This is a genomic window from Amycolatopsis sp. NPDC104775, assembly GCF_055583325.1.
In genome coordinates, this window is record NZ_JBVJOE010000001.1 from 789,795 (window position 1) to 815,730 (window position 25,936).

A 25,936-nucleotide genomic window follows, 5' to 3' on the forward strand; every position below is an offset into this window, starting at 1 on the left:
GGTTCCTCCTTTACTTGCACAGGTCTCGTGGCGGCGGCGGGTACGGATGCTGCTGTCGCTCGGCGTCAGCTCGTTCCCGAGAACGGAGGTAGTCGCCGATGGCGGCACGTACCTTTTCGGGCGGAACCGGCGGATTGGCGAGGTAGCCGCTGATCGCCTTCATCAGCTCATCAAGCGCCGTCTGCGCGTCCGCCGTGGCCGATGCGCGAGCATCAAGCGCGTCTGCAAAGCCGTTGCTGTATGCGGACTGGCATTCGGTGATCCGGCGTGTGGCTGAGTTGGTGACGATGCCCTGGGCCACGGTGATGATGCCGAGCAGCACCACGACGACGCCGAGCACGAACTGCGCCGTCGGGACGCGCCAGCGAGGCCGCGGTGAGGTCTGATCGTCGGGCACGGGCTCCTCCGAAGTGATGGCGTTCGCGACCTGGTGAACGTCCCGAGCTGCGCGGCCGGTGAGGAAGCCGACGACGAACCCGAGCACCGCCCACCCGGCCGACTCGAAGACGTAGTTCCACAGCTCACTCATCGGGGCTGTCCTGCTCGTCGGGGGTGGCTTCCTTCTCGTCTCCGGCGATCATGTCGGCAAGCTTGCGGCGAGCTTCCTTCATCCTGGCGGTCTTCCGGTGCCCCAAGGCGTACACCGCACCCACGACGATCGCGAAGATGGCGTTGATGGTTGGGTCGTGCCGGTCGGGGTAGATGAAGCCGACGACGACGTTTCCCGTCCAAGCAAAAGAAATCAGGATGGTAAGCGCCGTCACCAGCGGGCGTGGCAGCATCTCAGCGCCCCTCCCCGCTCACTGAGCACTCACGTACTGCACGCTGATCTCGGTGGGCACACCGAATGAGGACCCCTTCACAGTGGCGGCGGCGTTGCACCAGTTCGACCAGTAGAGCTTGTCGCCAGTGTTCAGGTAGATCCGTGAGCGAATCGCGTCTAGCACCGCGCCGTCCGCCCCGGCTTGGACGATCGGTCCGGAGTCCGTGGCGATGGAGTTGCCGACATTGGATCCGCTGGTGGACACCTTCGCGCCAGCGACCGCGTTGGCACCGGTCACCGCGCTGTGGAAGTGCACGCGGTAGTAACCGGCCCGCGCGAGCTGGATGTAGGCAGGCACCCCGGCCGCCCCCGTGACGAACTGGGCAAGCGGATCGTACGTCGCGCTCCAGCCGAGCTGAGCGAACGTGTCAACCCCGGCGGCAAGGTTCGCGTCGCCAGTCAGCCGGACCACGCAGGCCGGAAGGACCGGCTTCGCGCGAGCCAGCTCGTCAACACGGTTCGCCAGCGCACGAAGCTGCTCCGCGAGGGTGCCGGAACCGGGTGGCTGGGGCATCAGAGCGCTCCAGGAGTTGGTTGCAGTTCCAGGGACACCGATGCTTCGTCCTTGCTGTTGAAGGCCAGAATCCGCCGTCGGTACTGCCCGTCGGCAATCCAGGGGTGGCCGCTGACCCCGAACGTCGGTGCATCGCCGAGACCCCAGTTGCCAAGCGCGGGCGAGACCTCGAACCCGCTGCCGGTCGCCCCGTCGATCCGGACCGAACACTTCCACGTCTCAGTGGGCGCGTTGAACTGCGCAAGATCCGCATCTGCGTAGCCCTTGAGCGTGCTCGTCTCGGTGACTGAGGTGTGGTCGCCGTCCACGTAGTCGGTGGGTGGAAAGCCAAGACCGACGAGAGAGCCGTTCTCCGCGTAGCCGGTGAGCATGCCCCGCTCGGTACCGGAACCCTTGACCCACACGCGGGTGCACGGTGACGCGCTGCCGTTCACGTCCACGTCGATGGCGGACAGCGCGCCGCCGTAGTCCCAGACGGCCGCGGATTGCTGGTCGCCGAGCAGCGGCGAACCGATGAGCATCTGCCAACGGAGCTTGTTCTCCCCCGGCACCAGGTAGGGCCAGAAGTCGATCTCGGGACCGCCGATCACCTTCGAGAGGTCATCGAGACGATCCCAGACCATCGCCAGGTCGTAGCCGTAGTAGGTTCGCGTGTTCGTGCCGTTCTCCGGCGCGGGAAGATCGATCGGAAGCCCATATCCGGTCTGCGCCAAATTGGTCGCCACGATCTCCCGGGCGATGCCCCGAAGGCTCCGGTTGGAGATCGTGAGGTCCTCGGTCGGGTTGACGATCGACGTATACGCCACCGAGTTCCGCAGAACTCGCCGGTCGAACAAGCCCGCGATCCCGGTTCCGGAGACCGAGAGCGTTCGAGTGTTGTCATCGAACGAGTGAGTAAAGGTCGGCCCGGCCTGGACGACGACCGCACCGCACATGACGATCCAGGAGAATCGGCCCGCATCCGTGAGCGAGTGGAAATCCAGGCTCGCGTTCGCGGCGTCGTCCGGGATGACGTTCACCGTCCATTGGCCCCGATCGGTCAGCTTGCGCGAGAACGACGGCAGGTCTCGGGGTGTAACGTCGGCGAGCAACAAACCGGTCGTTGTCTCCGCGACCATGACCCGCCACTCGGTGCTCATCAGACCGGCGGCGGCTGCACGGTCGACGGCATGACGAGCACGGACAACACGTTGGCTCCCACATCGTTTCCGCGGTAGCCGAACCCCGAGTACTGCGAGGCGCTATCCCGCATCCCGCAGCTCAGGACGATGCTCTGTGCGCCGGTCATCGGCCCGTAGTGCATCGGCGCGACGTTAGGAACTTGCAGCTTGTCCACATTGGACCCGTAGTTGTGGAACCTGGTCCAGTTGATATCAATGCCAGTGAGCGAACCGACATTCATCCGTAGATCCGCTGCTGACTGTCCGGACAGGGTGATCGCGGCCCGTCCGGTCGGGTACACGAAATAAGGCACTCCGGGATCGCTGATGTTCACCCGGCAGATTTCCCGGGCGACGCCGAAACCGGAGGTGAAGGAGTACTCGCCCGGCGGGGCTGCCGCGTAGTACCTGATGCAGTTAAAGACACCGCGCCAACCGGAGGTCGAAGGGTCTGGTCCCGCTCCGTACCAAGCCTGGTGTTGGAAACCTGGGGCCTGCACCCACCTCTGCTCGCCGGGGTAGGAACCGATCTCCTTGAATGCCGCAGAAGTCGGCTTCGCGTCTTCGCCGTAGAGCGCACGGAGGCCGCCGCGCGCCACGAGGCCGGGTCCGCGCATGTCCCTGATGTCGGCCGTAGTGAGCGCGGTCGCGCCCTTGGCCACGGTGACGGCGGCAAGCGGTGTCCAGCCGGACGTCGGCGTCGGGGTCGGCACCGACGGCGTGCCCGTTGCCGGGTCGCCCTGCCAGACTTCTACGACGAACTTCCGGACGCCCGTGGCCGACGCGATGGCCGGGTTGAGATCGTCGTAGACCCTGGCGATGACCAAGTCGATTCGGTTCGTTGTCGAGCTGGCCGCTGCGAGGGCCAGCGTCTTCACCGAGTCCAGGGCACACATGTACGCGCCCATCGACGGGGTGTTGATCACCGCGTTGCCCATTTCGACCGTGACCGCGAGACCCGAGCTGTCGGGCTTGACACGCATCGCCATGTGCGAGCTGCCGCCGACTCCGCCGGTGTCACCACTGGCCATGACTCCGCTGCGGTAATCGATGAAGCTGAGGTTTGGTCGCGGCATCAGCACGGAATCGAGTGCCAGTCGCGCATCGGTGAGTCCGATGCGCGACTGGACGGCCCAAGGATCGACGGCCGAGGTTGCGGAGGCTCCGAGAGAGACCACCGGTTACGCCTCCGCCACCGAGGCCGCCTGCGGAGGCGGGTTCTCCGGCCACGCCGTCATAATCGGCCGCAGGCCGGACGCGCGAAGCACCTCGTCGGTGATCGCAGTGTTCCCCCTGTACAGCCAATCGCCGAGCCGCAACCAGTAGTAGCCGAACCACCGGATAGTCGTGCCGTCGTCCGCGAGCCGCACGTTGGTGGACGCCTGCCCGCCGAAGGCGTAGTTGATCCGGTCCATAAACCATCGGCTCTGACTGACGTCGGTGTACCGCACGCAGTCAGTCGCCTCGACCGCCTGGTAGTAGACCGGCGGATCAGGCTCGTTGCTGTATACACCCATGAGAGATCCCCTTTCGTGCGACGGGAACGGAGGTCAGAACCACGCGGATCGGAAGACCGCGGTGACGTAACCGGCGTCGGTGGCCGCGCCGCTGTGTGTGAGGCCGACGGAGAGCACGCCGGGGCCGCCGGTCCGGCTGGCCGGCGGGATCGCAAAGCCGTTGAACTGAGCTGGGTTGAGCAGCTGACGGCGTACCGCCGTTCCACCGAGCAACACGCTGGGCGCGTTGGGGTCGATCACGACGAACTCACCGGCCGCGAGCGCGCCGTTGTATCGCATCGTCGCTTTCTCGGCGGTAAGGATCGGATTCGTCAACGGGCCGTAGAGTGTGTAAACCGGCGTCGTCGGCGCTGATCCGCGGTTGGTCAGCTGCATAAAACCCGATGCGTTCGAGGTGCCGAAGGTGAGTCCGTCGTCGTCAGCACCCACTCCGAAGTAGAGCCCTTGGTTGGCGTCGGGCTGCACCACCTGAGTGAAGTCCAGGCCGTCGCCCGAGTCGCGCGGAAGGCTCGCCGTCATCTTCTGCTGCTCGACCGAGTACTTCGCAGGGTCAGGCGCGACGACCTGAATACTGAACTCGAAGCCGGGCTCGCTGACTACATCGATTGGCGTGCAAAGGATCTCATCGTCCAAGAACACGTCACAGGTAAGCGCGCCCAACTCGGAGAAGCAGGTCAAGGGTGCGGAAACGCGCGGGTCCGACAGCAGGCCAAGGACGTTCGCCTGCGCCTGGCGCAGGGTGGTGAAGTCGTCCGCGTAGGCGCGGCCGGTCAAGCTGATCGTGCGCTGCTTCTTCCAGCCGGGTGATCGGTACGCGCCGTGGCGCGCGAGCCGGGACGAAAACTCAGCGTTTGTACCTGGTGCCCCCCAGAATCCTTTCTCCTGCGTAAGAATCCATTGCACGCCCGCCGAGTCGCGCACCTCGCCGTCCGGGTGCATCGTCAACCAGTCGAGGGTCCAGACGTGGGCACCTTGCGGCATCGCCACCTCCTACAGCCGTGCTCCGAGAGCGAGATGACGATCCACCGAGTGCGCAATGTGCTCTGGGTCGGCGTCGGTGCGCGCATACACCGTGATGTGAGTCTGGGCAGGCTGGTCCGCAGCGCGGCTGATGTCTTTGTACTGCTCCTCGGTGAACACCGCTTCGGGCCGACGCGTCCCGTTGTACACAGTGGACAGTCCGGGCGGCAGCCATCCGCCTTGGTCGTACCCGCGCGGAGTGGAGCCGACTGCCTGCTGGACGTTGAAGATTGTTCCGTAGCGGGCTTTGATGTAGTTGATGCCCGCGACGATGTTGGCGATGGGATCGTAGATGTCGGCGGACAGGCGCGGATCACGGTAGGCGCGGAAGGTGGCCCCGATGGTCTGCATGAGACCTCGGCTGGGGTCGCCCCGCTTCGCATTGATGTCCCACATGTTCGTGGCCCGCGGATTTCCGCCGGACTCTCGCATGATGAGTGTCTGGAGTGGACCTTGCCATGTCGCAGGCACTCCTGTGAAAGCCATAGCGGAGCGAATCCAACCCAGCAGGTTGCCGCCGACCGTCGGAGCACCGTTCTCGCCAGAGGAGAACGGGTTCAGCTTGGACCAGAGCCAATCGACCGCCTTGCCGATCAGCTCGCCGGGCATCTTGGCCAGCATCGTGATCCACGGAGAATCCGCGAATCCGATTCGCGACTTCACCCAGCCTATCGGGTCCTTGAACAGCGAGACCACATTGTCGCCGATTCCCTCCACAAAGGACAGAATCGTGTCGATCACGCCACCTCCTGCGAAGCGCGCGATACCGCCGCCAGAGAACCCGTTGCGCCCTACCACTGTTGCCGGACGACCCGACGCCGCAGCGTTGAGCGCCAACACGTTCTCCGCGCCGACCAGTCGCGTAGCCTCGGGGGTGAGGACCGATTCTCCGCGCGACAGCAATGCGGGCACGTCGTCGCGACCCGGCGCGAAACCGGGAATGACCCCGCCGCCTGCAAACTTGATCGGCGTAGCCTCGGCGAGCTTGCCCAGGCCCAGGAAATCCGCGATCCAGTTCCATACGGCGCGGATGCCTTTGTTGTACACCCAGTCGATCACGAAGTTGACAGGCACGGCCGCGATGCCTTTGATCTTGTCCCAGATCTGGCCGATCCAGGTCACCGCCGAGTCGAACGCCTGTCCCACCGCGTGTACCGCACCCTTGACTGCATTGAAGGCCGGGACGATCACGTTGTCGTAGACCCATCGGATCACGGAGCCCAGAGCGGACCAGGCTGGTCGGATGACGTTCTGGTAGACCCAGGAGAAGGCGGCTCCGACCACGTTCAGCGCGGTGCGCAGGCCGTTGAAGGTCGGCAGCACGAGATTGGTATAGGCCCACGAGATCACCGCGCCGATTCCGTCGAAGGCAGGCACGATCACGTTGCGCCACAACCAGGACGCGGCGTCACCGACAATCCGGAAACCCGCGACGATGAAGCCGACCACCGGCAGGATCACCGAGTTGTAGGCCCACGAGATCACCGCGCCGATTCCGTCGAACGCAGGCTTGATCCCGTTGCGCCACAACCATAACCCGACAGCGGCCCACATCTGGAAGTAGCCGACGACAAAGTCGATCACGGGTTTGATTCCGTTCGTCCAGAGCCACACCGCGGCATCGCCGATCCAGCCGAACACAGGCGAGAGCACGTTGCCCCACAACCAGGTCGCGATCGCGGCGAGCGCACGGAAGGCAATTACGAACGGCGTCACGAGGACCGTGACCACGATCGCGATCAGAACTCGCGCGGCCAGGCCGATGAAGTTGAAGACCGGACCGAGCACATTGGACCAGAGCCAGGACGCGGCGGCTCCGATCGCGCGGAACGCCGCTACGGCACCGTTCCAGAGCATGACGAAAAAGCGGCCGACCGCGACCGCTCCGGCCACGAGCCCGTCGAAGGCAGGCTTGATGGCGTTCTGCCACGCCCAAAGCGCCGCCGTCTGGATGGCCTGCCAACAGGCGAGCACGACATTTCGGAAGCCCTCGAAGTGCGTCCAGGCGTAGACGATCCCGGCGACTAGCGCGGCGACCAGGGCGATCACGAACCCGAGTGGCGAGGTCGTGAACGCGATCTGGAGAGCGAGCCAGGCGATGCGCACAGCCAGGATAGCGTTGCGCACCAACGAGATCGCCGTCGTGACAGCGCCGACAGCGGTAGCGATCCCGTACCAGGTAGCGAAGGCCGCTGCGACTCCGACGATGACGGGCGTCAACGGCTGCACCCAGGTGGACACGGTGATCAGCGCTGGGGCCACGTAGTCGCCGAGGATCTGTCCGAGCAGTCGCCAGGCTCCGACGACCGCGGCCCCGGCGATCTGGCCGAACAGCGCGACGACGGGTTGCAGTGCGTTCCAAATGTTGCGCGCTGCCAAGCCGACGGCTTCCATGAATCCCGCGATGCCCGAACTGGTGAGGTCGGTCCCGCCGTCGCGCCAGGCGGCGAAGAAGGCGCGCACGCCACCGACCACTTCGGACAGTGCTGTTCGCAAAGCGCCAGTGATCACCTGGAACAACGGGCTGTCCGAAATGGACTGTAGTAGCGATGGCACTTGCCCGAGCGCATCGGTCAGGCCGGAGAGAGCGTTCTTGATCGCAGGCAGGGCGGGCGAGACGAGCTGCCCCATCGCTCGGTTGAAGTTGTCGGTGAAGTTGGACCAGATCCCGACCAAGGTCGTGGCCTGGTTGGACATCATCCCGGCGAAGGCTTGGGTCTCCCCGGCCGCGCCGCGTGTGCCCTGCTCGATGCCGGACATCAGCTTCGGGATCGCCTCGGCGCTCGGCACCAGTCCCTTCGAGACCATGTCCTGCATCGCGCCAGTCGTGACGCCGTACTGGTTCGCGAGGATGCGCAGGGCTGGGATGCCAGCCTCGGTGAGCTGCAAGATCTCGTCGCCCTGGACCTTGCCCTTGGCCGACATCTGCCCGATGGCGAGCGTGACCTGGTTGATCTGCTCTGCGCTGCCGCCCATCCCGGCAACCGCGTCGCCGATCGCGGTTAGGGTGGGCAGCACGTCCTGCGCAGCAAAGCCGAAGGCCATGAGCCGCTGCGCGCCCGTGGTCACCGAGGGCAAGTCGAACGGGGTGCGCGCGGCGAAATCCTGGAGCTGGGCGACGAAATGCTGCGCCTTCTGCGCGCTGCCAAGCATGGTCGTGAAGGCCATCTCGGCCTGTTCCTGGCTGGCCGCGAACTTGACGCCCATGCCGACCGCGGCCACGCCAGCTCCGGTAAAGATGGTCCCGGCAGTGATGCCGTACCCCGCGAGGATCGTGCTCGCCCCGCGTACTGGTGCGAGAAGGCCGCGCTTGATGGCTGTACCAGTCCGGCTCATCGCGGACTCGCTGACGGTGGCCATCGAGCCGAGGCCAGCTCCGACCCGGCTCGTCGCGTCCGTGATCGTCCGGAGGTGCCCGCCGATCGTCCCTGCCGCGCCGGAGAATGCCGACGCTGCGGCCTGTCCGGACTGGAACCCGTCGCGCACCCGGCCGAGGACCGGGTTGACCTTGGCGAGTTGGTCCAGCACCGGGGCAGTCCCGCGCGCCAGCCGGGTCATGGAGTCCGAGCCGGAACGGCTCAGCTCATCGAACCGGCCGCGCAGGCGGGCGAGTGTGCCGGACAAGCCGGTGTCCGCTCCCGCTCCGAGATCTCGTCCGAGGCGTTGTCCGGCCGGGCCGCCGACGTTCGACAGCTGCGAGTTGATCTGTGATGCCGCCGAGTTGCCGAAGCCGCGCAGAGTTGGGAGGACTTGGACGTAGGCGGTACCGGCCGAGTACAAGCAGGGTCACCCCCTGCCGAGCATCAGACGAACGCGGTCGCGGTGGCGCCGGTGGCTGGCGGCGGTGTCGAGACGATCCCTAGCGAGCCGGGGCCGGGGCATCGGCGTTGTCTTTTGGCTCCTGCCGGTTCGCTGAGCCTCCAGTGATGAGCGGATCGCTAGCAGGATGTCCGCGACGTCGGTCAGAGCGGCGCGCTCGGGTGTCCAGGTGTGCGCGTCGATGTAGTTCGGCCGTGGGAGACGCTTGGCACCGTCGGCCAGCTCGGCGTCGTGCAGGCGGCGGGCCAGCTCGTCGTCGTCATGGATCGCGACCTTGTAGTGGCTGTGATCGGGCAGCCGCTCGACAAGCCGGAGGAGCTGTGCCCACGGGCGTTCGGCGCGGAAGAAGGCCAGCAGGTCAACGCCGAGCTGGTGCTGGAGGTCGTACTCGATAGCCTCGCCGTACTGCTCGATCAGTGCGACGAGGCTCGCGTACCCCCCGGCGGGGCCGCCGACAGACCGAAGTGGTCCACCATGTCGCCGACCAGGCCGTTGAGCACGCTGGCAGGCTGGTGGCGTACCAGGTCGAAGACCTGATCGAAGTGGTCACCGGTCAGCAGCTCCAGCGTGCGGCGGGAGCTGCGCGACTCCTCGATCTCAAGGATCGTGTCTCCGTCCGGCGCGGGGATGCTGATCTCCTGGTCATCGTCCAGCTCCAGAACGAAGGGCTCTGCCTTCGCCTCGCGGACGTAGCGGTTGAACTTGTACTTCTTGGCCAATGGGTGGTCTCTCCTACGGCTGTCAGGCGTCGGTGGTGTCGGCGTGCTCGGAGCTGGCCGGCTGCGGGGTGCGCCGGGAGCGCGCGGGGGTGGGCTTGGGCTGCTCGGTGCTCTCGGGGACGACGGTGTAGCCGTGGCCGAGAGTCAGGTTCTTCGTCTCGCGCTCGTCGTCGGTGTCGTACGAGCGGCCGTCAGGCGCGCGCAGGGTCGTCATCGGGATCTCCTGGGTGTTGCGACGGGGGTGACTCATTGCGAGGCGCGATGGGGGGCGGCGCGGCGCTCACGGCCACCCCACCGTGCACGCCGCGCCGCGTCGGTGCGCTCAGCCGCTTGTCGGAGGCTTGGTGAAGCCCATCTCGTTCAGGAGGGCCTTCCAACCAGGACCGCCGAAGAAGAAGCGCATTGCGGTGCCTGCCGCTTCGTCGTACTTGGCGGTGAGCGTGACTTCGTATCCCACGGGGTCGTCGCCGTCGGCCCACTTCTGGTCGCCCGTGTCGGTGACAGACGCCTTCGGCGCGAGCTTGGCAACGTAAATGGTGTCCGGGCCGACGCCGTCTACGAACAGGCCGAAGGCGCGGAAGTGACGGGTCGCCGGGCGGGCGGGACGGTCGAAGCGGACTTCGCCGGTCGTGGCATCCGGAGTGACGCCCGCGAGATTGACTCCTTCATACAGTTCCAGCGTGCGCCGCTTGGTTTCCTGAGCGGTGAACTTGAGGCCGTCGGACTGCTTGGTGATGTCGGTGCGCGTCGGCTCGACCGCGCCCCACGAGTTCACGTCGGAGGTGTCGACGGATCGGCTCCAGGTCGCGCCGTCGCCCTTGTCGACCCAACCGATGTCCTCGTAACCAGGCGGCAGAGCCAGCAGGTTGGCGGTGTCGCCGGACGTGAGGGCCGTGGGCAGGTCCGCGGTCTCGTCGGCGATGAAGATGCTGCCCTCAAGCGCCTTGCGGATCAGATCGCTCTGCTTCTTCTTGAGCGCGTCGTAGGTTGTCGTCGTGGGCGCGGTCAATCAGTGAACCTTCTCCTCTGCGGGTCGTGCGGCCATGCGGGAGCGACGCCAGGCCAGGCGGTAGTAGCCCAGGACGCGCCGAACGTCCTCGGTTGTCGCGTACGGCACCTGCGTTGGCGGGTTGTCCGTACGAGCGGAATCGATGAGCACGCCGGCAACCCGTGTCCGGATGCTGCCGAGGATCAGCTGTCGGCATTGCTCGGCGAGCTGCCAGGCGTCCGCGCGGTCGCGGCCGTAGCACGCGATCTCCATGCGCGGGTGGTCGGTGATCCGGTCGTCGGAGCCGCCGACGCGCTGCACGCGGATCAGCGGCGGCGTGAAATCGGCCGGAGTGGCGGTGACGGTCGGCGCGACCGGTTCGAGCAGGGCCAGGACCACGGTCTCCGCGTCCGGAAACGGCGGCAGGACCATGCCCACCTCAGCCCGCCTCCACGATGTCGAGGGTCCGGGCGAGCACGTGGTGGGGATGAGTCTGGTGGGCGTTGCCCCACTCCACGGCTGCCGAGTGCGGGGCGGTCGCCACGATCAGCCCGACCGGTCGGTCGTTGCGACGACCGCCGAGTCCGCCGTCCTCGGCGTGGATTCCGGCGGCGTACTCGCCGGTCCGGCGAGGAGCGATCCGTTGCGCGAACTCCGCGCCGTCGCGTGCACGGGTCATGATCAGGTTGTGAACTTCGGGGCCTCGCAGTAGTGCGGCCAAGCCCTCGTGGTTGGGGACGAACTTGACGTCGGCCATCAGCCAGTCACCCTCTCCAGGTTGATCACGCACACCCCGGAATCCGGGACGAACGGGCTCCTGTAGCGCTGCGGCTCACCGGCGACCTGCCACCGCGTGCCGTCGGAAAGGGTCACGCGGTCGATCGCTCGGACGTCGGCGTTGAGACCGGCGTAGACGGTCATCCGGCTGGTGACCTGGTCGGCGCGGTCGGTGACCTCGGACGTGCCGCCCGGTGCCAGCACGCAGTCATCCACGGTGTGCTCGGTCGCGGGCAGCGGGTCGCCGTAACGGTTGGTGCCCGCAGGACGCGATACCGAGAGACGTTGTCCGATAAGCCCTTCCGGCGTCACGAAATGTCCACAACGGATGGAGTGGCCGTCCCGATGCTGAATGCCTTGTTGCGGCCGACCGCCCGGCGCAGCCTCATCCGGGCTTCGCGGCTGAGTGTTCCGCCGGTGCCTCCGCTGGCGTAGGTAGCGGAGTACGGGCCGATGGTCGTCGATGACGCTCCGCCCGGAGCGGGAACGGCAGCCTTGCCCAACTCCAGCGCCACGGCCGCGACGCCCGGTGGCACCGGGTCCGGCAGCGCGCCGATCTCGCCCGTGATCTCCGCAAGCACCCAGGTGTGGATGACGGCGGCGGTCTCATCGGAGACCGGGCGGCCGGATAGCGCCGCGAGCGTCGCGGCGGTGAACAACTCGGCCACTGGCTACTCCGGCCGCGTCCGACGGGGCTTTGCCTCGGAACCGGTGGCCGTCTCCGCTGTGTCGGACTTGCCCGCCTCGCGGACGCCGAGTTCGGCCGGGAGCTTGCGCAGCTCAGCAGCGGTCTTGCTGTCCACCTCGGCTTCGCCTTTGACGAACCGGACGCCGAGGTCGCGCACGACCAGGCCGGGGTTCTGCTCGCTGACAAACTTCACGACCCGCCACCCTTCTTGTTGTGGCTGCCCTTCTTCGGGCCGGGCTTCTGGCCGCGCCCCGAGATCCGCTTGTCCTTCGGGGTGCCTTTGCTCGGCTGGCCTCCCATGCGGATCACGCCCCTTCCGAAGTGGTGGAGAGCCCGGTGATCTTTCCGTGGTTGCGCTCGTTGCCGTAGCGCAAGCCGACCTCGCCGTAAATCTGGTACTTGTCGCTGGAGCCGGTCTTCGCCAGCGGTTCCGTGAAGAGGAAGCCGCGGCCGGGGATGCGCAGGAACACTGGGGCCAGCTCGTCCAGGCTCGCGACCACCACCGTGTCGGTGGGCATATACCGGTTCAACATGATGTTGAGCCGTCCGAAATCCGTCTCGATGGTCTGTAGCTGGACCCCGCCGACGTTGCGGGTCTGCTCGCGATATCCCTTGTCGGTGATGAAAGCCTTGGTGAGCATGCGCTTCTGGTGCGCGCCGCAGATCAGCGTCGCCGTCTCCGACACCGAGATCCCGCCGTTCTCCCACGTTTCCTGGAGGAGGTCGACCACGACGCCCTCGGTGAGGGCGGTCGGGGTGGCGTGAGTGATCACGTTGGTCTGGATCGCCTGGAGCAGGCCGCGCGTCTTGCGGGGCGCGGTGTTGTCCGTCGGCTGCGCGAACTTCCCGCTGATGAAGCTGACCTCGATGTCGCGGGCGATCTGCTCCAGGTGCCGCTGGGTCTGCCACGCCAGCTCGTCGCCGACGGGGTTGGTGCCGGTGACACCTGCCGACGTTGGTACGGCCGAGCCGGTGCCTGCGAACTGCCCGTTGGCTGCTTCGCGGGTGTAGCTGATGGACAGGGCCTCCTGGTGGATCTCCACCACGTTGAAGGCGTTCTGCCGCTTGCGTGCCTCGGGTGCCGGAGCGTCAGCACCTTCGAGGCGCTGCCGGTTGGCGTCCGGGTCTCGCAGGTCGTAGGACTGCCAGGTGAAGATCGTGCTGTCCGTCGACTGGCCGCCGGTCAGGCCGCCGATCGAGGACAGCAGTGGGGTGTCGGTCGGCGTGACGCCGAACAGTTCTCCGACAAAGTTCGGGCTGTTGAACGTGTCGAGCATTCCGGTGATGCCGGGAATTCAGTGATCACTCCTGAGCGGTATATGCGACGTCGGCACCCTGCACTGCATCAGCGACCGCTTTTGCGGTCGAGCAACTGCTGAGTCTTCAACCGCAGCGCTTCCCGATGGTCGCCCTTGCGCTCGGCTTCGCGGATCTGGTCCGCCACCGAGACGCCGCCCCGGTGGCCCTGCCCTGGATCGGGGTTCGGTCCCCGACGGCCGCTTTCGGCCGCTGCGAGGTGCGGGCGCTCCTTGAGCACCGCGGCCACGTCCTGCGAGATCGCCTTGGTGTCGATCTCGCCGTCGTCGGTGACGTAGCGGTCCTTCTCGTCCAGGTAGCGCGGGGCGTCGGCGGGATTGGCCCACCCGTGGGCGGCAGCGCGGATCTCCGCGTTGACGGCGGAGGCGATCGCCGCCTTGGCGCGAGCTTCGGCCTCTTCGGCGCGCGCGGCGCTTTTCTCCGCCTCGCTGCGGTTGGCTTCCTCGGCCTCGTCCCACTTCTTCGCCTTCGAGGTGTTCTCCTTGGCGCGGGACTCCCACTTACGGGACTGGGCAACCGCCTGCTCGTAGAGCTTGCGGAAGTCCTTCTCCTCGGCCTGTTCGGGCTCCTGCCCGTGGGACGAGGTGGCCGGCTGCTGCTCCGTGTCGGTCTGCTGCGTGCTGGTGTCGGTGTTCCCGCTTTCCGCGGGCGCGTCGGTGGTGTTGGACATGGATGTGGTGTTCCTCCCGTGCGGGATCGCCGGGCGTCGGCGTGCGCCTGCCCGGTGTTGCGGGGTGGTGAGCGCCGTGCGGCGCGAAGTCACAGCAGGTAGCCGTAGCGGCGGAGTGCTGCGGTCAGCTCCTCGCGGGAGCCGCCGGAGAAGTCGTTGATGACCTGTCCGGCTGTGGGCCGGGATGCCTGCGACATCCGGTAGCGATAGCCGGGCTGCTTGCGCAGCTCGCCCATCCGCGTTCCGGCCAGGCCCCGGGAGCTGGTGCCCTGTGTCGTGGTCCAACGTCCGGCAATCGGCAGGGCACCGCGCCGAGCGTTGACGACCTGCGAGAGATCGGCACCGGCTCGGATCGCGGCAGCGTTGCCCGCGCCGAAGCGCGCGGCCTGTTCGCGTGCGCTCATAGAGTCGAACAGCGCACGAGGATGGTTATCCACATTGGACTGCCGCCACTGCTGACGGGTCACCGGCATCATCGTGCAATCGCACCGAGGATGACGCCGGAAGCCTTGCGAGTACCGGTAGAGCCGCCCGGCCAGAATGATGCAGCGATCGCAGGCGGGCAGCTTCACGACGCGCTCGTATCCGGCGGCGCGTGTGTCGGCGATCAGCCGGACCTGTGTCGCGGTGCGTCCGGCGTCGGTGATCTCCGTGGCCGTGTAGGTCAGGGCTCGGCGCAGCCCGGCGAGCATCGCGTCTGTGACGGACATGCCCGCGCCGATATCGGCCAGCAGCCGCACGATCAGGAGGTCGGCAAGCGACGAGAGCGGTAGCCCTGCCGAAGTGAATCCGGCGAAGGCGCTAGCCGAGATCGACGGCGGAACCGCGTCGGACGGCTCGTCGGACAGGACTGCGTTCACGTACGGCGTCGCCATCGCCGCGGCTTCGGCCTGTCCCGCGGCAATCGTGGCGAGCATGACCGGCGCGACCAACGCGGTGAAGCTCGCGCGGAGACCACCGGGGTCCAGGCCGCGCCAAGCCTGCTGGACCTGGTCGACGTGACGCCGGACGACGATCTGGGTAGCGTCGAGGTGTTCGAGCCCGACCCGGGGAGCGAGCGCAGCCGTCACCGGTTACACCCGTCCCGCGCCGACGGGCTCCGGGGTCCGGGCACTCGCCGGCCGATCGTCGGCGGACGGCTTCATGCCGAACTCGGTCGCCGGGTCGTAGAGCGTGCGGGTGACGTCCTCGCGGTCCTCGCGCTCCATGTCGGCGATCTGCGTCGGGCTGTAGCCGAGGGTTCGGCGAGCCATTCGGCGCGGTACCAGCTTGTCCGCCTGGTAGAGCTTGACCACCGCGTCGGACTTCTGTGCGAACGTCGGCGTCGCACAGTCCGCCCAGGATGTCTCCATCCACCGCGCGTCGTCCGGCACCGAGCCGTCGCGCACAAGCATGACCAGGCGCATGATCCGCTCCCACGCGGTCTCGAAGCCCTTGATCCGCCGTTCGGCCCGCTTCACGTGCCGGGCCTCGGCCGCGCGGATGCCGTCGGCCGACGCGGGGTTGTCGCTGGAATAGCCGAGGTTGTGCAGGCTCAGACCCGAGACGGTGGACACCATCGTCGCCAAGGCGCGGAGCGTGTTGTGGAAGTTCGTCAGGTCGGCCTCGTTGAACTGGCCAACCTCGACCCCGTCGTCCTTTTTCGTCTTCGAGGTGGACCAGATCTTGCCCGCGATGGTCTGCCAGACGGAGACCTTCTTCCCGTCCCTATCGGTGAAGTCGTCCTCGTCGAAACCGAGCGCCCAGCGCCGGGGCATGGCGTGGAACTCGCCGCTGATCATCATGTCGGTGGCGACCTTGCAAGCCGCGTCCGACAGCGGGATCACGTCGGCCAGCTCGCTCGTGCCCAGCGGTGCCCACAGCTGCGGCCGGTTCACGATCGGGACCACCAGGACCTCGCCGAGCAGGTGGTCGTCGCGGGACACCTCGACGTAGCCACCGGCTTCCGGCGCGGCTACGAAGGTCACGGTGTAGTCCGGCCGGTACAAGGTCACGTACCAGCGCAGCGCGCCGTCCGGAGCGACGTCGTGCCAGCGCTTGATCGCCGCGATGACCCGTCGCGTGGCCGGGTCCAGCTCGACGTGGACCTCAAGCGGCGACTCGATCGTGACCAGCGGGTATTTGGCGTCTGCGCGCCGCGGATTCGTACCGACAATCGCATACGCCCGCTTCATAACCATCGCGGTCACGTGCGCCTGCTGGTACCCCGCGTCCAAGTCGTTGTACTGCGCGACGTGGTCCAGCTCGCGGTCGACGTCAGGCTTCCCGCCGAAGCGGAAGCCGTTGAGATCGATTCGCTCTTCCAGCGCATCGACGACCAGCCGAGGCCAGTTGATCACGACCTGCCGCACACGCTCATCGAGCGTGGCTTCCAGCTCGGGGTGCATGTACGAGAGCTTCTGGCGTCCCTCGTAGTAGTCGAGCAACCGGCGCAGCTCGGGCAGCTCGTAGTTGTGCGCGAGGGTAAGCCGGTTGATCCACTGCATGTCGGCCGTGGAGGGAGCATCGCCGATCGCCACCGGACCACCCCCTCGGGTCCGTCAGCTCAGCATTGTCACTTTTTTGTCAGTTCGCTCGTGATCATGCGACCACGCTGTGCCACATGATCAGCGCGGCTGGAGCTGTCGTACGGGAAGAGAGGTGACGCGCGATGAAGGACTCAACCGGGAAGTTTCTCCACCGACAGCGTTTAAGGCTGCACCTGACGCAGAAGCAAGCTGCCGAACTCAGCGGGATCCACCAGGGAACACTGAGCAAGTATGAATGGGATCGCGAACCCGTGCGAACGTTTGGGACGTTGGCAGGGCTGGCAAACGGGCTGCAATTTAACCCCACCTCCTTCTTCGTGCACACGTTAAATGATTATGCTCAAAAACGCGGACGCGAAGACCGCGAGCGCCGTCCAGTTTCGCGGTCCCAGTCTTCACCGAAAGGCAAGTCCGCGCCGGGCATCGTGCTGGCGTCCCCATCGAACACCTACCCGAAGGTGCACGCGCTGGACGGCCGGTTTCTCCAGGCACAGAGCACGCTTGTCCCACTCTGTGTAGCTAATCGCGCGATGCGCCAGCGTATGGTCTGGCGGACCAGGCAACGCTCACCGAAGTACCGACTGACGTCGGCGAAGGTCACGTGCCAGCATTGCTTGCGGCTGCGGGAAGGCACACCCCCGTGGGCCAAGCTGGCCAAAGTGCTCGTAGGTGGTGCCTGATGCTGCCTGAACATCTGCGGGAATTCCCGTTCTCCGACTCGGCCCGTCCCCGTCCGCTCCATGCCTACCTCGCCGCAGCGCAGCAACCGCAACAGACGTCTATCTGGCCGACAAGCGATCCGGACTGGTCGCTTGATCCACCGCTGCAAACGCTACGCGAGCAGGAGGCGCACGCATGATCGCCGCACGCGAGACCGAGACACCTAAATACGTCGCCAATTCCGCCCCGGATTCGCGTAGGCATCATTTGCTATGGAAGCGTTATTCGACAGATCCGTTTCCCGACACGAATCGCTTTGGCGGCTGGATCTTATACAACCGCGTCGTACGCAATGTAGGTATTGGCTCAATAACGGAAGCGACAGGAATATCCGAGTCGCGGCTGCGCGAGGCGGAAAGCGGAAGTCGACCGCTGGAATCGATTGACGCAGTGATCCGTCTGGCCGATGTTCTCGGATTACGTCGCTTGGTCGCCCTTGAGCGCGCCTACGCGGAGTACATCGGCAAGGGGCCTTCGTGAGCATCCGGGATGAAGCCGACCGGCTCACGGAGCTGGCAAACGATCTCCCGATTGCCGTCGCCTCGACTCTCGATTCTTCAATGGATCAACTCAAGGCTGAGGTCGCGGGAATTCTTGGAACCGCATACGGTGCCGAGGAAATATACGGCGCTATCGACGTTGCCAAACCTGCCTTGACCGCAATCAGTGCCGGTCTCGTAGACCTGAAGGCAAAGATAGAAAAACGAGCGGAGTATCACCGAAGAGGATGACTCTCGAAGACGACGCCAGAAAGCTCTCCGCCCTGATCGACACAACCTTGCCCTACAAGGAACTCGAACACATAGGAGCAAAGGTCGAGGACGTCGGCACGGCCATTATCAGGATGTTCCCGCTCGGCTCCGAAATCGAGCGGACGATTTATGACCTTGATGGTGTGATCAACAATGGGTGGGCGGCGATCGAACAGGTCAGCGCAGTCATCCTCAGCGTCGCAAGCCGCCACCTCCGTTAGGTCTGCGAGGTCAACGGACCACCATCCGACCCGATCGCGCGTGCTTCTGCGCCAGCTCGCGCCAGCGAGTGATAGCCATCGCGGCCGTCGGTACAGCGTCGATGCGCTTGCCGACGGCCTGACGATCGGGCTTGTCCGGCCGGAGCTGGTCGGCGTCCCCGGCAGGATGCCGGACCTCGACCGCGTCGAAGCACCACTCGGCTACTGGGTTCGCATGGTGACTCCAGCCGCGCGACTTCGTGAGTGTCATCAACTCGGTCATGCCGAACGTGAGACCTCGGTAGGTCTGCGGGATCGGCGCGAGGTCGAGTCGGGTCTTCTTCTGGATCTCCTGCCGGACTGGTTCCCCTGACCACTCGTCGTACCCAGCGGCCATGACCTTGAACGCGCGGCAGTCGGCGGCGATGTCGGCGTAGATCGTGTCGTAGTCGATCACGTCGCCGGGCGTGACGGTGATCCAGCCGCCGTCGGCCCACTGCGATACCCGGCCGTTGGTCCGGCCGTCGAGGAACTTCACCGCGGACTCCGGCAGCCAGAATCGCCACATCATGGAGGGCAACCCGTCGAGCCCGTCCGGGACGAGCAGCGACCACGCGGTCAGGTCGAGCTTCGCCGCGAGGTCGAGCCCGCCGTAGGCTCGGCGGCCGGCCAGCTCTGCGCGCAGCCAATCCGGCGCAGGGGCGACGGTTCCCGCGCATTGCCGGTAGAGGTGCATCGGCATCCAGCGGTGCGCCTGCTGCACCCACTGGTTGAGCCGGTACTGCCGGAACGAATTCTCCTTGCTGGGGTCGTTCTGCGCCTCGGCGGCCTCCTGGCGCAACGACCGGATCGAGAGGAAGTCGCCGAGCGCGGGGTTCGCCAAGGGCCAGTTCTTCTCGTCCCACGGGTCGGCGTCCTCGGGGACGTTGCGGACGTAGGCGAAGCGGTGCCTGGCGCGGTCCGGGTCGTCCTGGATGCGGACGCACTCGTCGTGCTCGCTGCGCGCGAAACTGGCAGGGTCGTCCCCCGCTGTCGTGGCGGCGATCATCAGCGGCTGCGCGCGGGTACCCATGCCGGTTCGCATGGCGTCCCACAGGCGGGCGTCGCGCTGGGTCAGCACCTCGTCGAAGACGACGCCGTGCGGGTTGTGGCCGAGGTTGCCCGCCGCGTCGGCGGCGACGACTTCGTAGTAGCTGCCGGTGCGCTCGTCGATGATCCGCTTGATGTGGTCCTTGACCACCAGCCGGGAGGACAGGACCGGCGAGAGCTTGACCATCCGGGCGGCGACGTCGAAGACCTTGGCAGCTTGGCCCCGGTCCATCGCGCAGCCGTAGATCTCCGCGCCCTCCACGCCGTCGCCGACGAGGAGGTAGAGCGCGATGAACGCCAGCAGCTCGCTCTTGCCGTTCTTCCGCGCCAGCTCGATCCAGCCGATCTGGTAGCGGCGGACGTAGGACTCCCATTCGGGATCCCAGGTGACTTCGCCGAACAGCGGCTCGATGATGTCCTTGCGCTGCCACGGCGCGAGTTCAAACGGCCGGCGAGCCCACTTGTCCTTCGTGTGGACGCACAGCTCGGAGCAGAACGCGACGGCATGCGCAGCCCGCGGTCGGCAGAAGTGATCACCGCGTTTGCGGCAGGTCCGACCGTCGAGGGTGAACCCGCACTCCGGCAGCCGAGGCTTACGAGAGGAGGCGCTCGGCGCTCGGCCCCTTGGCGGCACCCGGAGCGTCAACCTTCAACTGCGTGCGGTCGGACGGGGTGAGCCCAAACCTCGCGCCGTACTGAGCGAACGTCGTCTCGGCCTCGCGCTGAACGGCCAACGCGGGATTCTTCACGAAACCGTTCGGCCCCTGCACCAGCAGCGCGGACCCGTTGACCAGCTTCGTCGCCTGCTTGTACCGCGCCAGCGCCTCGCACACGACCACGAAGGCGTCGACGTCCCAGCTCGTCAGGACTCCCACGGTGATGAGACCAGGTGCGAGCCGGTCCCAGACCGCGCGGGCGTCGTCGGAGAGATCGGCAGGCGGCTGGACCTCGCCCTCGGGCGGGATCGGCTCAGCGTGGTTGATCCGGTCAGGGCGATCGCCGTGCAGCACCTTGAGAGCTGTCGGCTTCGGCTTCGCACCGCGTGCTCCCACGTTCGACCTCCTTCACGGGTGATGGGCACGGCGAAGCCCCCGACCGAGGGAGAAGGGGGGTCGGGGGCTTCGTCGTGGTTCGAGGGGATCAGGTACCGGAGCTGCGGCCACCGGCAGCACCCGGCGACCGGATGCCGAGCCGACGCGCGGCACCCCGGATCATCGCCCCGCTGACGCGGGTGAGCGTCCGACGCATGGTGTCTCCTCCTCTCCCTTACTCGTCGTCCATCGGTACGCCGAGCACGCGGGCTACGGCGTAGCCGTCCATGTACTTGTCGCCGACGTGCAGGAGCTTCGCGTTGCGGAGGAACTTTTCCTTGTCCTCGCGGGATTTGAAGCAGATCGCCAACCAGTACTCGGAGTCGGTTGCCAGGCGGAACCGTTCGGCCTCGCGCTTCGCGCGGTCCCTGAACCCTTGCTGTAGAGCTGTCAGCTCCCTACGGGAGTCCTCCGGTACATCTCCGGTGTACTCGACATCGGCAAGCGGGTCCGGTTCCGGTTCCGCGTTGAGCTGCGCAAGCAGGTCGTCGTTCGACCCGCCCATCGGCGCGGCAGAACCGGCAAGCTGGGCCATCACGTCGTCGTTAGAGTCCGGCACGGAACAGCTCCAGATCCGCCAGCGGGAACCACTCCAGAATGCGGTCGTAGTCCCGTGGCCGGTTGTCTTTGATCGGCTTGAGGAACCGCAGGTCCAATCCGTCGAAGGTTCGGTTGAACCACTCGTAGTCGATCGGCAGCGGGCACCGGTTCTCGGCGAGCGCGGCCCGGACGTGCCGGATGCGCCAGTCCCACACCGGGCTCACCTTCATCACGTGCTTCCGGACGGGGCCGTGGCCCTTCATCGCCGTGCGGCGGTTCGGGGAATCCGCCGCACGGATGCCGTCCGCGGTGAAGGTGGTGTCCGGGTCGAGGTCGTAGTACTCGCCGCACAACACCCGCGAGATGGCCACGTAGTCCGGCTCCGGGAGCTGCGCAGCCTCGATGATCAGCCGCCGTTCGGGAACCTGGAACGTGAGGTTGTTCAACCAGCGAAAGAGGCTGGGGTGCGGGAGCTGCGGGATCGTGACTCCGAAGAAGCGCTCGTAGTACGCCAGCGACTCGTCCACAAACTCCAGATCCGGCACGAGGTACAGGTGGAACGGCCGGACCTCTACCCCGGATTCCCGCAGGGCCAGCCAGGCGGCGAGCGAGTCCTTACCCCGGCTGAACGCCAGCAGCACCGGTTTGCCCTGCCGGGCGAGGTCGGCCCGGATCTCGGCCGACGGGGTGACGCCGTCGATGACCACCGGGGCGGTCTGGTCGGCCGTCGGATCGATTGCCACCGGCTACCCCCTCCTTGCCGACGTGCACAGCGGGTGGCGGAAATGTGTCGGGACACGGACGGGCCTGGCTGACGATCGGCCTTCGGCCCCGGGGGGAGGGGTAACCCCCTGGGTCCGTCGGCAGGCGCGGCCGGGAAGTGCCGGCAGCGACCAGGTGCCCCCGCGTCGGCCGTGGCCTGGCCTACCGGGCTCCTCCACGGGTGGCGGGGTCACGGGCGGTGTGCCGGTTGTGGCAGGACTGGCACAACCCCCGGCCATGCTCGGGGCGGTTGGGGTCGAGCCCTTGTCGGACCAGTGCACGGCGGGTGACTGGCCAGTGGTCGGCCACTGTGGACGGTTGCCCACACACCCGGCCCTCATGGTGCGGGCATCCATCGGCACATCTGCACACGAGGTCACGGGCAAGCACTGCGGCACGGAAGGCACGGTGTCCGGGTGTGCGGTATCCCTGCTGTGCAGGGTCGAGCCTGCGGCGGGTTGCTGCCTGCTGTGCATGCTCGACACAGCGGCCCCCACCTGGTGCAGGCTCTCCACACCCGGGCACGGTGCACGGTGCGGGGGCACGGTACGGCATGCCTTGCCCCCTGCCTGCCCTACAGGGCAACGGAAATACACCAGGGGCAGGGACACCAGGGGGACGGAAATACACCCCTGTACGAGTCTTCCAGCGGCCGGAATCCCAGCAACGGCAACGGTGTCCGGGTAAGGGCAGTGCCCCCCTGCCTGCCGGGCAGAGGGGCACTGATCGGTCTGTCGGGTCACTGGGCGGCCACGAAGTCAAGAGCCTTGCTGAAAGCAAGGTGCTTGAGCGAGTTGTACTGTCCGAGGAAAGCACGGTCAGCACGGGCGGTCGCCGCCTTTTCGTCATCGACCCCAGGGATGGGAATCTCCCAGTCAAGGTATTCGGTGATCGAGTTGTACCCGGCCCATGCGGTATGCCGGATGTTTTCCTGGGTGTCGGCCGACTTGAACAGCCCTTGCAAGGCTTCCCAGTGGTCATGCTGGGGTTTCTTCCAGTCATCCAACGGCTTGCTGAACTTGTCCGGCCACACAGCCTTGATCAGCTCACCGAACTGATCATTGGTCATCTTGGTGTTGATCATGCTTTCAGCCTCAGCCTTGAAAGCATCGGTGAACTCGAAGTTGATCCGAAGAGCTTCCCGAGCTTCCTGGAGTCTCCCAGCCAGATTGGAGGAGTGCCGGAAGGTGTACTCACTGCGGAAGTTGCGGAGAGCAGCCCTCTCGGTGTTGGCACACACCACCCGAACCGGGGTGGTAACCACCTTGAGTTTCCCTTGCCCGGAGTAGTTGTTGAAACCGGCCATGTACAGGCCGATCTCATCCACACCACCGATGGTCACGGCTTGCGGAAGCTGCATGGTAAGGAAGATGTCACGACCATTGCGGAGCGAACCACCAGTGTCGAACACAGCACCGGAAGTGTCCACAATGGCCTGCATAAAGTCGGCGAACTCTTCCGGCTGAATGATCGGGTACTCACCGGACACGATGCCGAGCGGCTGTAGCTCTCCGGACACCGGAACGGTGCGGTAGGTGCTCACCCATCCATCTACAGGGAGAAGCTGAGCGGTGTCCTCCTCTGAGACCAGAAGACCATTGGAACCACGGTCCGACTCATGCGGGACAGGGCACTTCTGGGTGTGCTTGGTGCCGATCTTGCGGCGGCATTCGGCACACTTCTCACCGGGCACCACGGCCGTGATGCCGAGCGACTTCCGGATGTTCCAGTTGGACAGCTTAGCCAAGTCCAACACTTCCTGAGCGGTCATGGGACCGGGGGCCACGGTGCCGAGCCGATGCCAACCCGGTTCACGGGCGGCAGCGAATGCGGTGCTGCCATCGGCGAACTGTTCAAGCTCATGTGCCACTTGGAATCTCCCTGGTGTGTTGTGGCTGCCTTGCTGACTCCTCCACTATGCACACCAGAGTTGCCGATTGGCAAACAAATGTGATCCAGAGCACATTTAATTGACGATCGACAAATACAACTCCCATGCTGAATAGGTCAGCAAGGCAGCCCACCAGCAAGGGAGACAGGCAGTGAAGCTCCGAAAAGGCCGGAACATCCGGCCCCACCACAGCCCACCCCGGCCCCCACGAGCGGAACCCCGGACAATCGAACAGCTCACCCCGGACCAAGCGGAGCGGGTCGGAAAAGCGGCCTACTACGGCGGTACCGATTGCTCGGACGGAAAAGGCGGGGTGGTCGGGTGGAACAAGCTCACCGACGCTCGCCGGGCGTACTACGTCGGCATCGCCGCCTGCGTGCTCACCGAGGATGCCTACATTCGCGGCGAGACGATCGTTTCGAGGTCTACGCGGTGAATGCGATTCTCGCGATCCTGGCAGCCCTGTCGCTCGGCGGCGGACTGCTGGGGTGGATCTGGACGCGCAACTGGCGCGTCGGCGCGACCGGCCTGGTGATCATGTTCGTGATAGCCGTGATCGGCAGCCAGCTCGCGGCGCACGGCGGGTGACCGAAGTGGTCCAGAACAACCCCGTACGGATCGATGGGACGGTCGTCTTCGCTGACGGCCGTACCCATCTGGTCCGGATTTTCCCCGGCGGCTTTCACCAGTACGCGGCCACTGCCGAGCAGTGGCACGCCGCGGAGGCTGCTCTCAAGGCGCTCGCCACGGCGTTTTCTGCCGTGGTCAACGAAAAGGATGATGCTCAGTGAGCCACCAGCTCAAGTTTGGCTACAACAAAGGACTTCCGTCCGGCGTTACTACCGCGTGGGGCTGCCGGGCCATTGTTGGCGACGGCTTCACCATCGACGTCCCGCCGGACCGCGAGTCCGGCTTCGGCGATTACCACACCCTGACCGGGTACCTGCGTGACCGCTGCGGTGACGAGTGGATTACCAAGATCACCGCCATGATGACCGCCATGTTCGAGGAAGGCGAGATCTTCGTGGGCAGCGATCGCGAGGTCACACTGTTCGACGACGACCGCGCCGCCATCAAGGCGAACCCGCGGCGAAGCTACGGCTACCTCTACGTGTGCGCATTCTTCAAGCCGCAGCTGACGGAGTGCACCGAGACCGGCAGCGACGCCTTTCCCGCGCTGCGTGAATTGCTGCGGCTGGACGGTGCCGACGAGGAGGGCTTGTCGTGAAGCCCGTCGTCTGCAAGGTGTGCAATCGCCGGTTGAACACCTACACCGATGAGGAGGGTGGGCGCTACGTGCATCCGGCCGGTGCGCGGATTCTCCATGAGCCGGAACCGGTCGAAGCGCCGCCGGACTGGCGGGGCGAATGCGACTTCTGCTCGGGCAAGCCACCCGTGGCCGTCCTGCCCGTAGACGACTTCCGCCTTCCACGGATGAGCAACCACCAGAGTCTCGGCGACTGGGCGGCCTGCGGCATGTGCGCGGTGCTGATCGAAACCGGCCGCTGGCAGAACCTCGTCAAGCGGGGCGCGGCGAAGATCGCGCAGCAACGCGGGGTTCCGGCGGACCTGGTCGTCGTGTTCACCCTGACCACGCTGTTCGAGGCCGTTCGAAAGCACACTCGGGGACCGCTGCGTCCGCTGGGCGAGGAAGCGAGCGCCGATGGATAAGACGCTCGCGATCGTTTCGGTGAACCCGGGCGACATCGTCCAGCTCGGGTTGACCAGCAACTACTTCCACGTGACCGATGTCCGGGAGCCGACGCATCCGGCGGCCCCCGGCCTGGTCTGGCATGGCAGCTACTTCCGCTGGGCCGAGGGCCACTGGGGTGAGCCGACGCTCATACACATGCACGAGGGCAAGCCAATGCCCTTTGTGGTCGACCAGGCGACTCGCGAGATGTTCGGCTGGGGTGACCTGCCGTGAAGCATTCGCCGACGCACGACGGCTGCCAGGTGTTCCACTTCGCCGCTTGGCGATGGTGCATCAACCGTGCGCACGAGCTGCTGGAGGTGCATGAGTCGGTGGCCACCTTCCACGAGCACGTGCTGATCGCTGGCATGGAACAGTTCTTGCCGATCAAGCCCGCACCGGAGGGGTATTTGAAGCTGATCGAGGTCCTGGTGGACGTCGAGTACGCGATGACGGAGACCGATCTCGCCAAGCCGATCATCGTTGCTCCGCTGAGCAGTCCATCAGGTGAGCCGCTGGGCATGATCACGATCGATGGTTGGCACCGGATCTACCGGGCGCTGGCCGAGGGGCGGACGACCTTGCCCGCATACGTCCTGAACCCGGCCGCCGAAGCGGCCATCCGCATCCCGCTCTGATCGAGGAGGCGAACACACTG

The 25,936-nt window shown here is 66.1% G+C and carries 36 protein-coding genes; 11 read left to right on the plus strand and 25 right to left on the minus strand.

Annotated elements, in window-relative coordinates:
- Window positions 1-10 precede the first annotated feature (10 nt).
- The 20 genes from ACZ63D_RS03315 to ACZ63D_RS03410 all read right to left on the minus strand — a co-directional run bounded on the left by ACZ63D_RS03315 (window position 11) and on the right by ACZ63D_RS03410 (window position 16,531).
- Window positions 11-529 (minus strand): hypothetical protein, encoded by a 519-nt coding sequence (locus tag ACZ63D_RS03315; protein ID WP_465352668.1) that lies wholly within the window; start codon window positions 527-529, stop codon window positions 11-13.
- Entirely contained in the window at window positions 522-782 is a 261-nt protein-coding gene (locus ACZ63D_RS03320; protein ID WP_465352669.1) for a hypothetical protein, read from the minus strand. The genes ACZ63D_RS03315 and ACZ63D_RS03320 overlap by 8 nt, the downstream gene beginning before the upstream one ends.
- Window positions 783-800: 18 nt before the next feature.
- On the minus strand, window positions 801-1,337 hold the full coding sequence (locus tag ACZ63D_RS03325; RefSeq protein ID WP_465352670.1) for a hypothetical protein: 537 nt from the start codon (window positions 1,335-1,337) through the stop codon (window positions 801-803).
- Window positions 1,337-2,476 (minus strand): hypothetical protein, encoded by a 1,140-nt coding sequence (locus tag ACZ63D_RS03330; RefSeq protein WP_465352671.1) that lies wholly within the window; start codon window positions 2,474-2,476, stop codon window positions 1,337-1,339. Before ACZ63D_RS03330 ends, ACZ63D_RS03325 begins: the two co-directional genes overlap by 1 nt.
- Window positions 2,476-3,675: a hypothetical protein gene (locus tag ACZ63D_RS03335; protein WP_465352672.1), complete on the minus strand. Its 1,200-nt coding sequence runs from the start codon at window positions 3,673-3,675 to the stop codon at window positions 2,476-2,478. Before ACZ63D_RS03335 ends, ACZ63D_RS03330 begins: the two co-directional genes overlap by 1 nt.
- Before the next feature lie 3 nt (window positions 3,676-3,678).
- The gene (locus tag ACZ63D_RS03340) at window positions 3,679-4,014 is read right to left on the minus strand and encodes a hypothetical protein (protein WP_465352673.1); all 336 of its coding nucleotides are present in this window, start codon (window positions 4,012-4,014) and stop codon (window positions 3,679-3,681) included.
- 33 nt (window positions 4,015-4,047) lie between these two features.
- On the minus strand, window positions 4,048-4,995 hold the full coding sequence (locus ACZ63D_RS03345) for a phage tail family protein (protein ID WP_465352674.1): 948 nt from the start codon (window positions 4,993-4,995) through the stop codon (window positions 4,048-4,050).
- A gap of 9 nt (window positions 4,996-5,004) precedes the next feature.
- Window positions 5,005-8,658 carry a tape measure protein gene (locus ACZ63D_RS03350; RefSeq protein ID WP_465352675.1) on the minus strand — a complete coding sequence of 1,218 codons (3,654 nt, stop codon included), beginning with the start codon at window positions 8,656-8,658 and terminating at the stop codon, window positions 5,005-5,007.
- 608 nt (window positions 8,659-9,266) lie between these two features.
- Entirely contained in the window at window positions 9,267-9,572 is a 306-nt protein-coding gene (locus ACZ63D_RS03355) for a hypothetical protein (RefSeq protein ID WP_465352676.1), read from the minus strand.
- Window positions 9,573-9,594: 22 nt separating this feature from the next.
- A complete protein-coding gene (locus ACZ63D_RS03360) occupies window positions 9,595-9,786 on the minus strand; it encodes a hypothetical protein (RefSeq protein WP_465352677.1) in 192 nt (63 codons plus the stop codon).
- A 108-nt stretch (window positions 9,787-9,894) separates the two neighbouring features.
- Window positions 9,895-10,581, minus strand: coding sequence for a phage tail tube protein (locus ACZ63D_RS03365; protein ID WP_465352678.1), 687 nt, complete (start codon window positions 10,579-10,581; stop codon window positions 9,895-9,897).
- Complete coding sequence (locus ACZ63D_RS03370) at window positions 10,582-10,998, minus strand: phage tail termination protein (protein ID WP_465352679.1); 417 nt, start codon at window positions 10,996-10,998, stop codon at window positions 10,582-10,584.
- A 1-nt stretch (window position 10,999) separates the two neighbouring features.
- Window positions 11,000-11,317 carry a hypothetical protein gene (locus ACZ63D_RS03375; RefSeq protein WP_465352680.1) on the minus strand — a complete coding sequence of 106 codons (318 nt, stop codon included), beginning with the start codon at window positions 11,315-11,317 and terminating at the stop codon, window positions 11,000-11,002.
- Window positions 11,317-11,649 carry a hypothetical protein gene (locus ACZ63D_RS03380; RefSeq protein WP_465352681.1) on the minus strand — a complete coding sequence of 111 codons (333 nt, stop codon included), beginning with the start codon at window positions 11,647-11,649 and terminating at the stop codon, window positions 11,317-11,319. Before ACZ63D_RS03380 ends, ACZ63D_RS03375 begins: the two co-directional genes overlap by 1 nt.
- Window positions 11,646-12,005 carry a head-tail connector protein gene (locus ACZ63D_RS03385; RefSeq protein ID WP_465352682.1) on the minus strand — a complete coding sequence of 120 codons (360 nt, stop codon included), beginning with the start codon at window positions 12,003-12,005 and terminating at the stop codon, window positions 11,646-11,648. Before ACZ63D_RS03385 ends, ACZ63D_RS03380 begins: the two co-directional genes overlap by 4 nt.
- A gap of 3 nt (window positions 12,006-12,008) precedes the next feature.
- Window positions 12,009-12,218: a hypothetical protein gene (locus ACZ63D_RS03390; RefSeq protein ID WP_465352683.1), complete on the minus strand. Its 210-nt coding sequence runs from the start codon at window positions 12,216-12,218 to the stop codon at window positions 12,009-12,011.
- Between the two features lie 112 nt (window positions 12,219-12,330).
- Window positions 12,331-13,302 carry an SU10 major capsid protein gene (locus ACZ63D_RS03395; RefSeq protein WP_465352684.1) on the minus strand — a complete coding sequence of 324 codons (972 nt, stop codon included), beginning with the start codon at window positions 13,300-13,302 and terminating at the stop codon, window positions 12,331-12,333.
- Window positions 13,303-13,370: 68 nt separating this feature from the next.
- Window positions 13,371-14,012 (minus strand): hypothetical protein, encoded by a 642-nt coding sequence (locus ACZ63D_RS03400; protein ID WP_465352685.1) that lies wholly within the window; start codon window positions 14,010-14,012, stop codon window positions 13,371-13,373.
- A gap of 89 nt (window positions 14,013-14,101) precedes the next feature.
- Complete coding sequence (locus ACZ63D_RS03405) at window positions 14,102-15,082, minus strand: VG15 protein (protein ID WP_465352686.1); 981 nt, start codon at window positions 15,080-15,082, stop codon at window positions 14,102-14,104.
- A 3-nt stretch (window positions 15,083-15,085) separates the two neighbouring features.
- Complete coding sequence (locus ACZ63D_RS03410) at window positions 15,086-16,531, minus strand: phage portal protein (RefSeq protein ID WP_465352687.1); 1,446 nt, start codon at window positions 16,529-16,531, stop codon at window positions 15,086-15,088.
- Window positions 16,532-16,662: 131 nt separating this feature from the next.
- Here ACZ63D_RS03410 and ACZ63D_RS03415 point away from each other — a divergent pair, with 131 nt between their 5' ends.
- The 4 genes from ACZ63D_RS03415 (at window position 16,663) to ACZ63D_RS03430 (ending at window position 18,233) form a co-directional block, all read left to right on the plus strand.
- Entirely contained in the window at window positions 16,663-17,220 is a 558-nt protein-coding gene (locus ACZ63D_RS03415; protein ID WP_465352688.1) for a helix-turn-helix domain-containing protein, read from the plus strand.
- 175 nt (window positions 17,221-17,395) lie between these two features.
- Complete coding sequence (locus ACZ63D_RS03420) at window positions 17,396-17,740, plus strand: helix-turn-helix domain-containing protein (protein ID WP_465352689.1); 345 nt, start codon at window positions 17,396-17,398, stop codon at window positions 17,738-17,740.
- On the plus strand, window positions 17,737-17,991 hold the full coding sequence (locus ACZ63D_RS03425; protein WP_465352690.1) for a hypothetical protein: 255 nt from the start codon (window positions 17,737-17,739) through the stop codon (window positions 17,989-17,991). The genes ACZ63D_RS03420 and ACZ63D_RS03425 overlap by 4 nt, the downstream gene beginning before the upstream one ends.
- Window positions 17,988-18,233 (plus strand): hypothetical protein, encoded by a 246-nt coding sequence (locus tag ACZ63D_RS03430; RefSeq protein WP_465352691.1) that lies wholly within the window; start codon window positions 17,988-17,990, stop codon window positions 18,231-18,233. The genes ACZ63D_RS03425 and ACZ63D_RS03430 overlap by 4 nt, the downstream gene beginning before the upstream one ends.
- 10 nt (window positions 18,234-18,243) lie before the next feature.
- Here the strand turns inward: ACZ63D_RS03430 and ACZ63D_RS03435 are convergent, their stop codons facing one another.
- From ACZ63D_RS03435 to ACZ63D_RS03455, 5 genes are all read right to left on the minus strand, one after another.
- Complete coding sequence (locus ACZ63D_RS03435) at window positions 18,244-19,935, minus strand: terminase large subunit (protein ID WP_465352692.1); 1,692 nt, start codon at window positions 19,933-19,935, stop codon at window positions 18,244-18,246.
- Window positions 19,895-20,353: a phage terminase small subunit P27 family gene (locus tag ACZ63D_RS03440; RefSeq protein WP_465352693.1), complete on the minus strand. Its 459-nt coding sequence runs from the start codon at window positions 20,351-20,353 to the stop codon at window positions 19,895-19,897. Before ACZ63D_RS03440 ends, ACZ63D_RS03435 begins: the two co-directional genes overlap by 41 nt.
- A gap of 214 nt (window positions 20,354-20,567) precedes the next feature.
- Window positions 20,568-20,951: a hypothetical protein gene (locus ACZ63D_RS03445; RefSeq protein WP_465352694.1), complete on the minus strand. Its 384-nt coding sequence runs from the start codon at window positions 20,949-20,951 to the stop codon at window positions 20,568-20,570.
- Window positions 20,938-21,675, minus strand: a complete 738-nt coding sequence (locus tag ACZ63D_RS03450; RefSeq protein ID WP_465352695.1) for an adenine nucleotide alpha hydrolase family protein — start codon at window positions 21,673-21,675, stop codon at window positions 20,938-20,940. Before ACZ63D_RS03450 ends, ACZ63D_RS03445 begins: the two co-directional genes overlap by 14 nt.
- Window positions 21,676-22,433: 758 nt before the next feature.
- The gene (locus tag ACZ63D_RS03455; RefSeq protein WP_465352696.1) at window positions 22,434-23,564 is read right to left on the minus strand and encodes a DUF932 domain-containing protein; all 1,131 of its coding nucleotides are present in this window, start codon (window positions 23,562-23,564) and stop codon (window positions 22,434-22,436) included.
- A gap of 172 nt (window positions 23,565-23,736) precedes the next feature.
- On the opposite strand from ACZ63D_RS03455, the gene ACZ63D_RS03460 reads away from it, so the two are divergent.
- From ACZ63D_RS03460 to ACZ63D_RS03490, 7 genes are read left to right on the plus strand one after another with little or no spacing between them, the layout of a single operon-like run.
- Window positions 23,737-24,021 carry a hypothetical protein gene (locus ACZ63D_RS03460; protein WP_465352697.1) on the plus strand — a complete coding sequence of 95 codons (285 nt, stop codon included), beginning with the start codon at window positions 23,737-23,739 and terminating at the stop codon, window positions 24,019-24,021.
- The gene (locus ACZ63D_RS03465; RefSeq protein WP_465352698.1) at window positions 24,018-24,173 is read left to right on the plus strand and encodes a hypothetical protein; all 156 of its coding nucleotides are present in this window, start codon (window positions 24,018-24,020) and stop codon (window positions 24,171-24,173) included. The genes ACZ63D_RS03460 and ACZ63D_RS03465 overlap by 4 nt, the downstream gene beginning before the upstream one ends.
- Window positions 24,170-24,376, plus strand: a complete 207-nt coding sequence (locus ACZ63D_RS03470) for a hypothetical protein (RefSeq protein ID WP_465352699.1) — start codon at window positions 24,170-24,172, stop codon at window positions 24,374-24,376. The genes ACZ63D_RS03465 and ACZ63D_RS03470 overlap by 4 nt, the downstream gene beginning before the upstream one ends.
- On the plus strand, window positions 24,373-24,813 hold the full coding sequence (locus tag ACZ63D_RS03475; RefSeq protein WP_465352700.1) for a hypothetical protein: 441 nt from the start codon (window positions 24,373-24,375) through the stop codon (window positions 24,811-24,813). Before ACZ63D_RS03470 ends, ACZ63D_RS03475 begins: the two co-directional genes overlap by 4 nt.
- The gene (locus tag ACZ63D_RS03480) at window positions 24,810-25,256 is read left to right on the plus strand and encodes a hypothetical protein (protein WP_465352701.1); all 447 of its coding nucleotides are present in this window, start codon (window positions 24,810-24,812) and stop codon (window positions 25,254-25,256) included. The genes ACZ63D_RS03475 and ACZ63D_RS03480 overlap by 4 nt, the downstream gene beginning before the upstream one ends.
- The gene (locus tag ACZ63D_RS03485; protein WP_465352702.1) at window positions 25,249-25,512 is read left to right on the plus strand and encodes a hypothetical protein; all 264 of its coding nucleotides are present in this window, start codon (window positions 25,249-25,251) and stop codon (window positions 25,510-25,512) included. Before ACZ63D_RS03480 ends, ACZ63D_RS03485 begins: the two co-directional genes overlap by 8 nt.
- Window positions 25,509-25,916 (plus strand): hypothetical protein, encoded by a 408-nt coding sequence (locus tag ACZ63D_RS03490; protein ID WP_465352703.1) that lies wholly within the window; start codon window positions 25,509-25,511, stop codon window positions 25,914-25,916. The genes ACZ63D_RS03485 and ACZ63D_RS03490 overlap by 4 nt, the downstream gene beginning before the upstream one ends.
- The last annotated feature ends 20 nt before the right edge of the window (window positions 25,917-25,936 follow it).